This window comes from Desulfotruncus alcoholivorax DSM 16058 (assembly GCF_000430885.1).
GTDB lineage: Bacteria > Bacillota > Desulfotomaculia > Desulfotomaculales > Desulfallaceae > Desulfotruncus > Desulfotruncus alcoholivorax.
In genome coordinates this window covers 73909-88196 of sequence record NZ_KE387267.1, presented here as the reverse complement: position 1 = coordinate 88196, position 14288 = coordinate 73909, and the positions used below count along the sequence as shown (strand labels likewise).

Genomic DNA, 14288 nt, shown 5'->3' with positions numbered 1-14288 from the left:
TTTTTAATTACTTTCCTTCCACCAGGGCACCTACCGGAGTATCGGCACCCTTTTCCAAAAGCGCACCAATTACCGCTGTTTCCGTTACCATGCCCCGATAGCGGTAGTGGTTGTCCAGTACAGTGATAAGGTGAAAGCTGCGGGGAACAAATGGGCGAATCAATTGTCCCAGTGGCATACTCTCTACTGCAACCAGGTGGGCAGCGGGCAAAAACCCTTCCCTGGAAAGCTCCTCCTGCTTATGCCTGATCAGCTGCATGAACAAAAATGGTGCGGCCCTTCGCTCACGGGTAGAGGCGTACAAAATAAACAGGGCGGTTACGGGAATATCCAATCCACAATAACCGAGCCACATGCCAGTTATCCCGGCTATGGTTATAGCCAAACCGATTAATTGCCCCATCCCCGCGGCACGGTAAGTTGCTTCCCGGATGCCTATTTTACCCGCCAGAAAGGCCCGGTATATCCGGCCCCCGTCCAGAGGCAGGGCGGGAAGCAGGTTAACCAAAGCCACCATCAGGTTGCACTGCAAAAAAAACGGGCCCAGGCCGGGATGCCAAAACCCGTAATTTTTCATCGCCACGCCCAGAGCAAACATAGCAAAATTGCTTGCCGGCCCGGCAGCCGCTATATATGCTTCCCGGACGGGATTAACCGCCAGCTCGGAACTTGCCCGGGCCACCCCCCCAAAAGGCAAAAGCTCCACCTCATCTAATGAAACTCCCAGCTGCCTGGCGGTCAGGGCATGAGCCATTTCATGAATAAACACCACCCCAAAGGCAACCAGTCCCCTGCCGAGCACCCCGGCCACGAAAAACAGCGCCAGCAAAGCCAGGAAAAAAGGGTTTACATAGAGTTCAATTCCAAATAAGCGCCCTATTCGCATAATCAAGAACCCCGCTAATTTTTATTGCTGGATTGCAGCCGGGTTAGGGGATCAATAAGTTTGCCGTTCTCTCTCAGTTCGAAGTGCAACCCTCCGCCGTCAACGTCCCCCTCGCCTACCACGGCAATTTCCTGGCCGGCTTTGACATCTTCTCCTTCAACCACCATTACATCAGTTACCCCCCCATAGAGGGTATATGTTCCATTGCCGTGATCAATAGTGATATATTGTCCCAGCGAGCCATCTTTGCCTACCTTGGTAACCCTTCCGTCCAGGGCGGCAGATACACTTGAGCCAGCCGGTGCGCTTATGTCGATACCGGAGTGAAATCTTTCCAGGTCATCGATGGAAGACTTGGACCAGCCGTATTTCCTGATTACCTTTCCTGAAACCGGCACACTGATTTCCGAATTATCAAGCTTATCTCCCGTTACAGGCTGTGAAACACCGTCCAACCCGGGCGGGCTGTTGACTACAGGGTTGTCCCAGTTAACTAGTTGGGCAGCAAGCTGCATGGACTTGTCCAGTACCGGGCGGAAATTCCATTCAGCGGTTAAAAGATAACGCAGATTTTCCCGCACTTGTTCACCGGCAGGGTGGGGAAACTGGCGGGCGATCACCAGCACAGCCAGAATCACCAGCACCGATATAACCCGGAACCAGCCACTACTGCCTCGTTTGCGCTTTGCCGGCGCTATTGGCCGGTACCCATGAATCGATTGATAATATTCAGCCCATTCATCTTTACCAATTTTTTTTCGCACCCCAACCCGGGGTATTTTGCCCCATTTCAATTTCTTCCCCCCTCAAACAAATTGGTGCTGTAAGATATTTATATTTAAGGGGATGGACATATATGACAAGCTTTATAAGCGGTACAATACAAAATTTACCTGATCGCGCAGCATAACCAGGGCCACCTTTTCGTCCCCTTCAAAGCCTTCTGCCTCAACTGCAACCCGGTAAGTGCCCGGTTTAAGATCCTTTACGTAATATTTACCGTCGCTTCCCGTTGTTGCCGTTTGTAAAATACGGCCATCATTAATATCCTTAACATTAATCAGCGCATCCCGCACCGGTTCATTCTTGGGAAATTCGCCAACCATACCTTCCAGCATTACATAGCCTAAATAGGTAACCCTTATTGAGAGAGTACCTACCGCTGAAACTCGTTCCATTCTGACACTTACTTTGTCCACTGTAATTTCGTGGTGCAGGGATACTATTTTATTAAAGTCGTTAACATTACGAAGCTGAATAAAACTGCTGGTTTCAATATCCTTATCCAGTTTTTTATTTGCGGAAGCTGCCTCAAACGCGCTGTTTTCAAGGATAACGGCAAACATTTTAACTAAAGCGTCAATTCTTAATACAGAATTATCCAATAATATGGGAACAACTTTTTCCACCCTGGCCAGCACATTTACGCGTTCTGTTAAGGGTGGAAGCCCAATTGAACCGTACCAATTTATTTCTTTGCTCGCCACCTGGCGCACAACGCTTTCATTATCCATTCTTTTTATCCTCCGGTATTTACGCACAATTAATAATTTTATGGTGTGTAAAAGTTCCGTCTAAGATACGTAATGGACATAAAAAAACGTAAAAAAGGAAAGGGAACACACCTCCTTCGAAGGAATGTCCCCATGTAAAATGTCCCCAACTTATTGATGTCCCAGCAGCGGGGACCACCGGCCTTAACCACTTTAAAAAATATTTTTCTGCCTGCGCAAATAAATATTGAGCAAAGCCCCAATAGCAGCAAGATTGGTCATCATACTGCTTCCTCCGTAACTAAACAATGGCAGCGGCAGCCCGGTGACAGGCATTATTGCAATAGTCATCCCAATATTAACCAATATCTGAAAAGCAAACATGCTGATGATCCCAACGGCAAGCAACGTGCCATATAAATCTTTGGACTCTGCAGCTATGCGCACTCCCCGGTAGAGAAATACTGCAAACAAACACAGCAGCAGAAAAGCTCCCAGGAAACCAAATTCTTCTGCTAAAACAGAAAAAATAAAATCGGTATGCCTAATAGGAAGAAACTCTAAAAAACTTTGCGTCCCCCTCAGCAGACCCTTACCCCATAGACCGCTGGAGCCAATGGCAATCTGAGATTGGATTACATGGTAACCCGCCCCCTGAATATCAGACCAGGGGTCCAGAAAGATGATTAGCCTTTTTAGCTGATAGTCATGAAGTGGAATCCAGGTTCCAAACCTGAGATGAGACCAAACCAATCCAATTACAGCCGCAAGGCCGCCGCTAAACAATCCCGTCACAAGAAGCGGCCTGCTGCTGGCAATAAACAACATTCCAAATAAAATAGCGGTGAAAACAAGTGATGTCCCAAGGTCCGGTTGCAACAGAATCAAAATCATAGGTATACCAACATAAATAAAACAAGGCAGCAGATCCTTCAAGTTCCTAAGTTTACCCTCTTTGTTTGCTAAAAAATCAGCTAAAACAATAATAATTATAAGTTTGGAGAATTCCGAAGGCTGAAAAACAAAGGGACCTATGTTAATCCAGCGTTGTGCGCCCATAGCAGTGTGTCCCAGAACCAGAACCGCCCCAAGCATTAGTATATTGATTACATAGAGGTGTTTGGTGTATTTGCGCCAGTCCTCATAAGGAATATAAACCACTGCCATTGCTGCACAGGTACCAATTAATACCCAAATCAATTGTTTATAAACAAATTCTTTTTTCATCCAGAGAAGTCTTTGGAAAACACTGGCTTCCTGCAGCTTGTTCATATCAAGGCCAAGACGCATCCACCAGCCATAGTCAGTACTGGCACTGCCAATAACTATCAAGCTGTAAATTATGATAATGGCTGTTACCCCTATCAGGGTAAAATCCATGTTTTTTATCAACCGCTTATTGCTCATCTACGTTCACCGCGCTTTCTACGGCATGCCCAAATGTAAAATGCTACTGGGTATTCAGAATTCAGGAGTCAGAATACGGAATACTACATGATGATAAACCGTCGTACTTATACTGACTTCTGACTTCTGTCTTCTGACTCCTGTCTCCTAAGTAGTTATTTTAATATAACATACGTATTAAATTATATATCAGGAAGCGCAACAAAAAAAGCCGGTAAAATGAACTGCCGGCTTTTACAAGTTTTTTCATGCTGTCACTGAGAGCGCAACAAAAGATTATTGGGGGCATTCTCGAAGAGGTGTGTCCCCTTTCCCAAGCATGAGATAGCCTCGTCGTTTCAATCCTCGCAATGACAGAGTGTTCAGGCGGTTTCGGTTTGGAATTTCCTCTTCATTTTCCTGACGGGTATATTGGCAACCAAGGCTACCTGGTTTTCGCTGCTGTCCAGCGAAACTTCCAAAGCCTCTTCGTCAATTTCCATATAATTGTTAATAACTTGAATTAAATCGGTTTTTAGCGATTGCAGCAACTGCGGCGAAACTCCTACCCGATCGTGGACCAACACAAGACGCAGTCTCTCTTTGGCTACGGTACGACTTGGAGAGTTATCCCGGCCAAAAATCTTATTCAGGAAATCGAGCATCACGCCTCCTCCTTTCCCCTTCATTTGAGGCCTATCATACGGCGCAGTTTTTTCATAAAGCCGCTATCTTCCAAATCCATCATGGGCACGTTTTCACCCTTAATCCGCCGTACTATGTTGCGATATGCCTGGCCGGATTTGGAATTATTGTTAATTACCACCATTTCACCCCGGTTGGTGCTAATAACTACCAACTCATCTTCTGGAACTACTCCGAGCAAATCAACAGCAAGTATTTCAATAATATCGTCAATACTCATCATATCCCCATGCTTTACCATATGGTAGCGCATACGGTTAATAATAAGCTTCGGCTCACGCAAGTCTTCCTTCTCCAGAAGGCCGATAATCCTATCCGCATCCCGCACTGCTGATACCTCTGGTGTGGTTACTACAATAGCCTGGTTGGCCCCCGCAATGGCGTTGCGAAATCCCTGCTCAATTCCCGCAGGACAATCAACAATGATGTAATCGTACTCATCTCTCATCTCATCGCACAGAACCCGCATTTGATCGGGATTTACAGCAGTTTTGTCCTTGGTTTGCGCGGCCGGAAGCAGGTATAGATTCTCAAAGCGCTTGTCTTTTATCAATGCCTTTTTATAGGGACAATTGCCGCTGGTAACGTCAACCAGGTCATAAACAATCCGGTTTTCTAAACCCATGACCACGTCCAAGTTACGGAGTCCAATATCAGCATCTATTAAACATACCCGGTTATTCAAAGAAGCCAAACCGGCACCCAAGTTTGCAGTGGTTGTGGTTTTACCCACGCCCCCTTTACCTGAAGTAACAACTATTACTTCACCCATTAATCTAATTTCCTCCTTTTATGCATTACAAAGACGCAAAAAATTATCTTTGTCTTTCCGGTCCAAATTGAAAGGCTTCGATCACGACAATTCCGTCCTTTACCCTGGCTACCTCAGGGTCTTTCGATCCGGTTTCTTCTCCGTCCGGGGCCCGGGTAATGTGGTTGGCAATACGCAGCTGAGTAGGCTGCAGGCGATAAGCATATACCGCAGCGTTTTCGTCTCCCCCGGCCCCGGCATGCACTACTCCGCGCAGATAACCCATAACAACAACATTGCCGGACGCGACAACTTCAGCACCGGGGTTAACATCACCAACAATTACGATATTGCCGTCATAACTTATTGACTGGCCGGAACGCAGGGTGCGCTGCACCAAGATCGTATTTTCGTCGGCCAAATCTTCCGGATCTCCTCCCCCTTTACCGGGGAAATGCACCAAATTCCCACCAGCCCAATAAGGAGCCACCGCTGTTACCCCTCCCCTAACTTAACCGGTATTGTCTGTTATACATTTCTACGGTTAATAACCAAATCCTGCTAAAAGGCAAAAAAATAAACGGGTTTTTTACCCCGTTTATATCTCGATTTACTATTGCTGCTGTCAGCCCCTGGCACCGCCCTGCAGCTCAGTAGTTCCAGGCTGTTCGGGAGTCTGGGGAGGTTGATTCTGCCCATTTCCCTGCAAAGGTGGCTGCTGAGTAGGCTGTTGCGGTTGTTGCTGTTCAGCAGGCGGTTTATTAATAGGCAGCTGCTGCCCCCCTTGCCCGGCAGGCGGAGTTGGGGGAACTCTGCCCACCTTGGCGGGAGATTGGCTAGCGGGCTGCGTTATTGCGCGGTGCTGGTTACTATAATACCGCAATTTCTCATTATCCGGCATGGTCGTCTTTTTCCCCTGCTTGTTTGCCTCCGGCCATACAGACGGGTAATCGGGAATAACCGGATCAGTATATGTTCCCGGCCCGGCCGGCTGATCAAGTGACTGTATTTGTCGATCGTTTTTTTTCACCCCATCTTTTTCCGCATAATAAGCGTCCATGATTTGCCTGGCAATGGGTCCGGCATAGCCGCTTCCGGAATTACCATACTCAAGGACTACAACTACGGCAATTTCAGGCTTCTCGTATGGAGTAAAGGAGACAAACAGCGCGTGGTTGCCTTTTTTATTACCATGAGCATCCAACACTTCGGCAGTACCGGTTTTTGCGGCAGCAGAGTGATTAAACCCGTTGAATACCCCTGAAGCAGTCCCTGTTGGCGGAAGCGTCACCATGTGCATGCCTTCGCGGATTATTTCCAGGTTTTTGGGATCGACATCAACTTTATGCCTTACTTTAGGTGAATTCTCTTGAATAACTTTACCCTGGGGCGAGATAACCCGTTCCACCACAAAGGGGGTATATAGTGTTCCACCGTTGGCAATGGCGGCAACGTAAGAAACCAACTGCAATGGGGTATAGGTATTGTCGCCCTGCCCAATGGCCATATTAACCGTTTCAAACTGCTGCCAGTTTAAATCCCACTCATGCTTCTTTAACTGTTTTTCCAGTTCTTTGTCCCTCTCTTGAGTTAATTCCTGCTTGCGGCTTTCGTCTTTAGCTGCATCGATCATTTTGTCCAGTTCTCTAACCCGGGAGAAATCACCGTTATAGTTAATCAGCATGTTTTTAACCATTTCGTACTTCCATTCCGGAGTCGGCACCCTGCCGCTCATCTCACCCGGCAGGTTGATCCCGGTCTTCCCGCCAAGACCAAATTCCTTGGCGGCACGGGCAATGTTATTGACTCCGGCCGCCCGGCCAAATTGATAAAAATAAGTATCACAGGATTGTTCCAATGCCTTGCGCAAGTCCACAAGGCCGTGGCCGCCCGGCTTCCAATCCTTGAATATACCCTGGCCCAGCTTGTAATAACCCGGATCCGCTATCTTATACGTGGGGTCCGCAATGTGATTTTGCAGTATGGCAGCTGCAGTAACCATTTTAAATGTCGACCCCGGCGCATAAGTCGCCGAAATAGCCCTGTTTAAAAGCGCCCCGGACTGCTGTAAATCCTGCCACTGGGCAGCGGAAAGCCCCCCGGTGAATATCCCCGGGTTATAAGAAGGGTAACTGGCCATGGCCAGAATGGCCCCGGTACGTACATCCATAACTATTGCCGCTCCGGCACGGGATAAACCAAACCCGGCTTTCCGAGCCCGCGCGGTTCCCTCCGCCAGTGCTTGCTCCGTTGCCTTTTGTAAATCCAGGTCAACAGTCAAAACAAGGTCGTCACCTGGTACGGCGGGCTTTAATCCCAGGTCGCGAACCGGGCGGCCGCGCGCGTCTACTTCCATCTGCCTGGCGCCGTGTTCACCCCGCAGCTGTTTTTCGTAAACGTATTCAAGACCGTTCTGACCATAAAGGTCATTGATTAAATAGCCTTCATCTTTATGCTGCTCATATTGCTCTTTCTTAATGCTTTGTACATAGCCCAGCACGTGGGTAAGCAGCTCCCCGTGCGGGTACTCCCGCACGGGCTGTACATCAACTATAACTCCCGGCAATTCCATCTGTTTTTCTCTGAGTGCCACGACAACGTTAAAAGGCACATCCTCGGCTACCATAACCGGTTCGTAAGGACGGTTCACCCTATTCTCCCTGATCTGCGCGCGAACCTCGGCTTCCTTTTGGTAAACAGACTGGTCTTTTAAAATATTTGCCTGGGCTAACATAGCAACAAGCCTGCTCAATGTATCCGTCTTTTTTTCCATGGTAACACCGAATTGGGCAAGATTTTGCCGTCGCAATTCAGCTGCCGTGGAAGGGTTGTAAACAACCGCCATTTCCAATTTTTCGCCTTGTTCAAGCAAGCTTTTCTGTTCCTTGGCCCGTTCTTTGATAGCTTCTTCAATGAATTTCTTCTTGATGGTATAAACTTTTTCTTTATCTTTTTCCTTAGTAATATCATCAATGCCGTTTTCTCTGGCAAAATCAGCAACTTTATTACCGCTGACCTGTTCAAAATAAGCTACCGTTTCATCATCACCAGCTAAAACCCAGGACAGCGTATCCGCCATTTGCACAGTGTCGGCGCCAACACGGTTTAAATATAAGCGGTAGGTTGTCCCCTCGAAATTAAGATCATTGATAGAAACAGTATAAATAGGCCGGTTGGTAACAATTTTCTCACCATTGCGGTCAAAAATTTCTCCCCTTGGAGCAAAGATCGGAACAATACGGATATAATTGTTGCGGGCCAGTGTACGAAACTGTTCAGTTTGCACCAGCTGCATGAAGGAGATTCTGGCAATAAGAACCAATAATACCAGGAATACGCCGCCCAATACAAATTTCATTTTAAATTCAATTATCTTTTTTTTCATTTAACTACTATCCCTTCTATCCGGAATATCCTTATTCGCCTTCGCTGAGCATGCCGCTCCGGTCGGAACGATAGTAGAAACCATAAATAATAAGAACTGCCACCGCATTGTACAAACTTACGGGTAAAATAATTTGGAATATGGCCGGCATAGCCGAGACATGAACATCAACCATATACAGCAACAGGTAGTAAACCAATTCTGATAAAAATGTGCATAACCAGGTTAAACCAGCGGCAATAAACCGGTTTTCCCGGTATAACCTTCCTTCGCCAAGCCCGGCCAAGTAACCTGCCAACATTTTAGTAATTGCATTGACACCAAAATACCCCCCGCTTACCAGGTCTTGTAGGATTCCCGCTACAAAACCCAAAAAAGCCCCCTCCTTGGTACCACGGAGGAAGCCGTTTAAAATAGCCAGTACAAGCACGAGGTCCGGTATAACGCCGAAAATTGAAATAAAATGTAGGACTGTTGATTGAATAATCAGCGCTCCAAGCACAAGTAGCAAGAAAATAAGAGAACGCAAATATTAACACCTCCGGGATTTATTCCCCGCCCGGATGGGCCGATGTAATAATCAATACCTCCTCCAACCGGTTAAAATCCACAAATGGCTTAATCGACGCCATTTTGAAAAGGCCAGACTTTTCTTTTTGAGTTTCCAGCACGGTTCCAATAGGTATCCCCTTGGGATAAATACTGCCAAATCCCGAAGTTATAATTTTATCGCCCTTATTGGGCGCCATATCAGGAGGTATGTGCACCATATGCAGGGCACCCCGCGAACCGGCCACGCCTTCAACAACTCCCGGCGCCCTGGTTTCCTGAACCAGGCAACCCACCCCACTTCTGGGATCTGTAATCAGCAGAACCTCGGCTGTAGCCGACGAAACTTTTATTACCCTCCCAACCAGTCCTGCAGGTGTAATTACAGCCATATCCCGCTTAATGCCGTCCTTTGAGCCGGCATCGACAATTATGCTGCCAAACCAGTTATCGTTGTCCCTGGCGATTACTGCAGCTGTCAATGTAGACATTTGGGATGCGGCGCTGTTTTTAAAATCCAGCAACTTTTTTAGGCGCGCGTTTTCTTGCTGAGTCTCTTGGTATTGAGAAAGCTTTCCTTCCAGTTCGCTGACTTTGGCTTCAAGCTTTTCGTTCCGATTAGCCACATTAATTAATTTTACCGGAAAGGATATGAAATTGATTGTTTTACGTCCCGCGATCGTGGCCAGCTTTTGGACCGGTGCCAGAAGATCACGGGTAGCGGATGCCAGCGGGGTCAGCTTGGACATATTCCCGGCAGTAAAATGCAGGCCCGCTAACAATATTATGACTATAATTCCTAAAAAGATTAGTTTTTTTCCGCCTGATATACGGGACACGCCAATACTCACACCTTAATCTTTAAGCTAATTTTTTTGGCTGGATCAACACCTTACGCAAAATATCGATATTCTCAAGGACACGGCCTGTGCCGTATGCAACAGCCAGCAGAGGATCGTCCGCCAAATGCACCGGCATTCCTGTCTGTTCGCTGACCAAACGATCCAGTCCCCGCAGCAGCGAACCCCCTCCGGCCATAACAATGCCCCGGTCCATTATATCAGCAGCCAGTTCAGGCGGGGTTAGTTCCAGAGTATTTTTTATCGCCTCCAAAATGCTGGAGACCGGCTCTGATAACGCCTTATAAATCTCTTCCGAGGTAATCTCTATTGTCTTCGGCAGCCCGCTAACCAGGTCACGACCCCGAACCTCATATTTCTCAACGGTTTTGGAAAGGTAAGCAGTTCCAATTTCAATTTTTATTTCCTCAGCCGTACGCTCCCCAATCATTAAATTATAGGTTTTTTTCACATGCTGAATAATAGCGTCATCCATTTCATCCCCGGCTATGCGGATGGAGCGGCTGGTTACAATGCCCCCCAGGGAGATTACCGCCACTTCGGTGGTGCCCCCGCCGATATCCACAATCATATTGCCGGTGGGTTCGTGTACAGGCAAACCGGCGCCAATTGAAGCAGCCATCGGTTCCTCAATTAGATAAGCTTCCCGGGCTCCGGCCTGTAAGGCAGCTTCCCTTACCGCCCGTTCTTCCACAGCAGTTACGCCTGAAGGTACCGAAACAACAACTCTGGGCCTGATTAAGAAAGTGCGTTTGCGCAGCGCCTTGCTGATAAAATATTTGATCATACTCTGAGTAACGTCGAAATCGGCTATAACGCCATCCTTCATAGGTCTTATGGCTATAATATTGCCCGGGGTTCGGCCAATCATCTGTTTGGCTTCTTCACCCACCGCCAGTACCTGGCCATTATCACGTTGAATCGCTACAACAGAAGGTTCTCTAAGCACTATTCCCTTGCTTTTAACGTAAACCAGGGAGTTGGCCGTTCCCAGGTCAATTCCCATATCTTTTGATATAAATCCCAATGCCATTTGCCGGACTCCTCTCTAAGCGAATATTCACATTAAGCCCCTGGCTTTGAAGCTAACGAACTTATTATCTCCAATTACCAAGTGATCTAAGACATTGATGCCAATAATATTACCCGCCTCAATTAAACGCTTTGTTACCTCAATATCCTGCAGACTGGGTGTCGGGTCCCCGCTGGGGTGATTATGGACAAGAATCACCCCTGCTGCACTGCGCCTTATGGCAGCTTTATAAAGTTCTCTGGGGTGAATTGCTGAAGAGTTAAGCGTTCCTATGGAAATAATTTCCTTGGAGAGAACTTGATTTTTGGTATTAAGCAATAAAGCCCAAAAGTGCTCCCGGTCAAGGTGCCGCATTTCTTCCATCACCAGCGCGGCTGCGTTTTCCGGCGACTTAATGGCAGGCCTGTCCCAGGCTGTGGCAATCGCCACCCGCCGGCCCAATTCCAAAGCAGCCCTGATTTGTGCCACCTTGGCCGGTCCTATGCCCTTAAATTCATTAAGTTCCTCTGTAGAAACATCAAGCAATTGTTTTAAACCACCAAAGCGGCCCAGTAATGCCGTGGCAAGTTCCACTGCGCTGAAGCCGCTGCTGCCCGTGCGCAGCATAATTGCCAATAGTTCTATATCCGATAATAATTGCGGCCCCTCCTTAAGGAGCCTTTCCCGCGGTCTCAATTCCGCAGGCATTTCCTTAATTGTAACCCGGTAATCCTGCGAATCCAAACCCATTCTACCCCCAGCACGCGGTTACATCAATGTCAAACTCTTCCAGCATCATTACCAGTTTGGAAACCGGTAAGCCAACCACGTTATAATAACAACCTTTTATTTCAGTGACAAATACAGCTGCCAGGCCTTGAATGCCGTAGGCGCCGGCTTTATCCATGGGCTCACCTGTGGCCACATACCTTTCCAATTCGGCCCGGCCGGCACGGCGCATAAACACTTCCGTCCTCTCGTAATCCGAAAGCAACCTGTTTCCTGGTATTTCCAACAAGGTAATGCCTGAAAACACCGCATGGACCTTGCCCTGTAACTTTTCCAGCATATCCAGAGCCTCAGCTGCGTTTCTTGGCTTCCCCAGCACCACTTCGTCCAGCGCAACCACAGTGTCTGCCGCAATAATTATACCAGCATCAAGTTTTTCAGCAGCTGCGGCTGCTTTTCGCCGGGATAGAGTCAACACCTGCTCCGCCGGGGGAATACCCGGTAGCAGTGTTTCATTTACTTCGATATTTAATACTTGATGGGGCAGTTTAATCCGGTCCAGCAACTCCTTGCGCCGCGGTGATGACGATGCCAGGTAAATATCGGGCAATTTAGGCTACCTCCATTAGTTCAGACCTTGCGATAAACCAGATATCCCAGAACCAAACCCAAGGCGGTAACGGGTCCCAGAGCCACGTTAAAGCCAAATGTAATGCTTAAAAAATGCAAATCCAAGGTCGCAGGTTTTAACCCAATATTACTGGTAGCCGCTAAAAAGGGTAACGATTTAGCCAGGGTCCCGGATAGCGAACTTCCGGCCAAGCCTCCGGCCAATAAAAGTAGAAACAATATCCACGGGCTTTTTGAACTCTTATATCCTTTGGACATACCAACACCCCAATATATTGTACCACAATCGAGGTTCAAGTTTGGCTGCTGGAATAAACAATTCCACTACCTTATTTTAAGAACCATTTCAATTTCCACCGGTGCATTAAGTGGCAATTCATTGACTCCAACCGCCGCCCTGGCATGGGCACCCGCCTGCCCGAAAATATTCCCCAAAAGTTCCGAGGCGCCGTTGATTACCGACGGCTGCCCTGTAAAACCTTGGGCGCTGTTAACAAAGCCGGTTACCTTAACCACCCGCTCAATATGATCGATATTGCCGGCCAGGTCCGCCGCAACTGCCAGACAATTTAACGCACATATCCGGGCTGCATCATAACCCTGCTCCGCTGTTACATCAAGGCCGACTTTCCCCTTGTATTGCAATTCCCCTTCTACGAAAGGAAGCTGGCCGGAAACATAGATCCAGCCATCAACCAGCACGCCCGGCACATAAGCGGCTACCGGGCGCGGGGCAGGCGGCAGCTTGATTTGCAGAAACTCAAGTTTTTCACTTGGCCTCACCTGATTCCACCTCCGTTTTTGGAGTCTTACACGATGCCAACTAATATTGCCAAAACATAGCCTCCGTAAAAAGCTCCCCCGGTGAAAACTATAACCCTGCTATCCAAATAGCCGCGATATCGCATCAACAAATACGTTACCAATGCCGAAACAATCGTCAGGACTGCGCTAAGTAAAGCTACCGGAGTCAATTGCCATGGTGTCAAGGCAATGCCGATTGCCGGTATTACCGAACTTTGAAAAACCATGGCGCCTGTTATGTTGCCCAGGGCAAGTGTGTCTTTATTGCCGGACAGCCAGATCACGCTATTCAACTTTTCCGGAAGCTCAGTGGCTATAGGTGCTATTAAAAGAGCTATAACCAACGGTGACGCCCCCAGGCTGGCTGAGAGATGCTCTATCCCGTCAACAAAAAACTTGGCTCCAACAATGATTCCCACAAAGGCCAATACAACCTGCAAAACCACCCGGCCGCCCGGTGGATCCTCATGTTTGCGAGCCAGGTACAGGCGATCAATATGGCACTCATCTTGTTTTTCACTATCGCTGCAGGTAAAGGTTTTATAGACATAATATATATAGGCCCCTACCAGTCCCGCCGCCACTATAAGTTTTAAAGTATGGGGCAAAAAGGAAGTAGCTATAGCAACGCTATAAACCACCAGGAAAAAAGAAAGATCCCTTTGTAATACGACCGGGTCGGGCTCAATTCTAGGGTAATTGCCCGACCTGCGGTTGCGAAACATTAAAACAGCTCCCCCGCTGAGAAACAAGGCCAGTGTTCCCAACATAAAAGGTGCTCCCAGGATGGCCCCGATTCCTATGTCACGAGATGCTTCTCCAACCCCCAAAAGGATGGCAATTAGCGGAATGATGGTTTCCGGCAGAGCTGTTCCCACAGCAGCCAGCACGCTGCCCACTGCTCCTTCGGATAAATTTAGCTTTTTGCCCAGCCATTCCACCCCGTTAGTAAAAAACCCTGCGCTAATAAGAATGATACCCAGGCTGATAATTAAAATAGCAATATCCTGCAATGAAATTCATCCCTCATTTGCCATATTAGTAATGTCTGGAACATATTTCCGTTAAAGTCTACCGTAAAAAACAAAATACGTCAAT

The 14288-nt window shown here is 47.7% G+C and carries 16 protein-coding genes; all 16 read right to left on the bottom strand.

Features of this window, described 5'->3' with window-relative positions:
• Positions 1-7: 7 nt before the first annotated feature.
• On the bottom strand, positions 8-886 hold the full coding sequence (locus H569_RS0118490; protein WP_027366190.1) for a site-2 protease family protein: 879 nt from the start codon (positions 884-886) through the stop codon (positions 8-10).
• A 14-nt stretch (positions 887-900) separates the two neighbouring features.
• Entirely contained in the window at positions 901-1680 is a 780-nt protein-coding gene (locus H569_RS21590) for a M23 family metallopeptidase (RefSeq protein ID WP_051273766.1), read from the bottom strand.
• A 72-nt stretch (positions 1681-1752) separates the two neighbouring features.
• Positions 1753-2400 (bottom strand): carboxypeptidase-like regulatory domain-containing protein, encoded by a 648-nt coding sequence (locus H569_RS0118480; protein WP_027366189.1) that lies wholly within the window; start codon positions 2398-2400, stop codon positions 1753-1755.
• A gap of 192 nt (positions 2401-2592) precedes the next feature.
• Positions 2593-3786 (bottom strand): rod shape-determining protein RodA, encoded by a 1194-nt coding sequence (gene rodA, locus H569_RS0118475; RefSeq protein ID WP_027366188.1) that lies wholly within the window; start codon positions 3784-3786, stop codon positions 2593-2595.
• A gap of 362 nt (positions 3787-4148) precedes the next feature.
• Positions 4149-4430 carry a cell division topological specificity factor MinE gene (gene minE / locus H569_RS0118470; RefSeq protein ID WP_027366187.1) on the bottom strand — a complete coding sequence of 94 codons (282 nt, stop codon included), beginning with the start codon at positions 4428-4430 and terminating at the stop codon, positions 4149-4151.
• Between the two features lie 20 nt (positions 4431-4450).
• Positions 4451-5242, bottom strand: a complete 792-nt coding sequence (gene minD / locus H569_RS0118465; protein ID WP_027366186.1) for a septum site-determining protein MinD — start codon at positions 5240-5242, stop codon at positions 4451-4453.
• Between the two features lie 43 nt (positions 5243-5285).
• Positions 5286-5711, bottom strand: a complete 426-nt coding sequence (minC, locus tag H569_RS0118460; RefSeq protein ID WP_081411114.1) for a septum site-determining protein MinC — start codon at positions 5709-5711, stop codon at positions 5286-5288.
• Positions 5712-5846: 135 nt separating this feature from the next.
• Complete coding sequence (locus H569_RS21585; RefSeq protein ID WP_051273765.1) at positions 5847-8606, bottom strand: penicillin-binding protein 2; 2760 nt, start codon at positions 8604-8606, stop codon at positions 5847-5849.
• Positions 8607-8637: 31 nt separating this feature from the next.
• Positions 8638-9135, bottom strand: coding sequence for a rod shape-determining protein MreD (gene mreD, locus H569_RS0118450; RefSeq protein ID WP_027366184.1), 498 nt, complete (start codon positions 9133-9135; stop codon positions 8638-8640).
• Positions 9136-9154: 19 nt separating this feature from the next.
• Positions 9155-9994, bottom strand: coding sequence for a rod shape-determining protein MreC (mreC, locus tag H569_RS0118445; protein WP_034631392.1), 840 nt, complete (start codon positions 9992-9994; stop codon positions 9155-9157).
• A 22-nt stretch (positions 9995-10016) separates the two neighbouring features.
• Positions 10017-11048 carry a rod shape-determining protein gene (locus H569_RS0118440; RefSeq protein ID WP_027366182.1) on the bottom strand — a complete coding sequence of 344 codons (1032 nt, stop codon included), beginning with the start codon at positions 11046-11048 and terminating at the stop codon, positions 10017-10019.
• A 27-nt stretch (positions 11049-11075) separates the two neighbouring features.
• Positions 11076-11777, bottom strand: a complete 702-nt coding sequence (gene radC, locus H569_RS0118435; RefSeq protein ID WP_034631390.1) for a RadC family protein — start codon at positions 11775-11777, stop codon at positions 11076-11078.
• Between the two features lies 1 nt (position 11778).
• The gene (locus H569_RS0118430; RefSeq protein ID WP_027366180.1) at positions 11779-12366 is read right to left on the bottom strand and encodes a Maf family protein; all 588 of its coding nucleotides are present in this window, start codon (positions 12364-12366) and stop codon (positions 11779-11781) included.
• 20 nt (positions 12367-12386) lie between these two features.
• The gene (locus tag H569_RS0118425; protein WP_027366179.1) at positions 12387-12644 is read right to left on the bottom strand and encodes a DUF4321 domain-containing protein; all 258 of its coding nucleotides are present in this window, start codon (positions 12642-12644) and stop codon (positions 12387-12389) included.
• A 66-nt stretch (positions 12645-12710) separates the two neighbouring features.
• A complete protein-coding gene (locus H569_RS0118420) occupies positions 12711-13169 on the bottom strand; it encodes a RidA family protein (RefSeq protein WP_027366178.1) in 459 nt (152 codons plus the stop codon).
• Between the two features lie 26 nt (positions 13170-13195).
• Positions 13196-14203, bottom strand: coding sequence for a sodium:calcium antiporter (locus H569_RS0118415; protein ID WP_027366177.1), 1008 nt, complete (start codon positions 14201-14203; stop codon positions 13196-13198).
• Positions 14204-14288: the final 85 nt, after the last annotated feature.

What these genes read in the sequence shown, in the direction of transcription:
- H569_RS0118490 (WP_027366190.1), bottom strand. Translation starts at nt 886, where the DNA reads ATGCGAATAGGGCGCTTATTTGGAATTGAACTCTATGTAAACCCTTTT.
- H569_RS0118480 (WP_027366189.1), bottom strand. Translation starts at nt 2,400, where the DNA reads ATGGATAATGAAAGCGTTGTGCGCCAGGTGGCGAGCAAAGAAATAAAT.
- rodA (WP_027366188.1), bottom strand. Translation starts at nt 3,786, where the DNA reads ATGAGCAATAAGCGGTTGATAAAAAACATGGATTTTACCCTGATAGGG.
- minE (WP_027366187.1), bottom strand. Translation starts at nt 4,430, where the DNA reads ATGCTCGATTTCCTGAATAAGATTTTTGGCCGGGATAACTCTCCAAGT.
- minD (WP_027366186.1), bottom strand. Translation starts at nt 5,242, where the DNA reads ATGGGTGAAGTAATAGTTGTTACTTCAGGTAAAGGGGGCGTGGGTAAA.
- H569_RS21585 (WP_051273765.1), bottom strand. Translation starts at nt 8,606, where the DNA reads ATGAAAAAAAAGATAATTGAATTTAAAATGAAATTTGTATTGGGCGGC.
- H569_RS0118440 (WP_027366182.1), bottom strand. Translation starts at nt 11,048, where the DNA reads ATGGCATTGGGATTTATATCAAAAGATATGGGAATTGACCTGGGAACG.
- radC (WP_034631390.1), bottom strand. Translation starts at nt 11,777, where the DNA reads ATGGGTTTGGATTCGCAGGATTACCGGGTTACAATTAAGGAAATGCCT.
- H569_RS0118425 (WP_027366179.1), bottom strand. Translation starts at nt 12,644, where the DNA reads ATGTCCAAAGGATATAAGAGTTCAAAAAGCCCGTGGATATTGTTTCTA.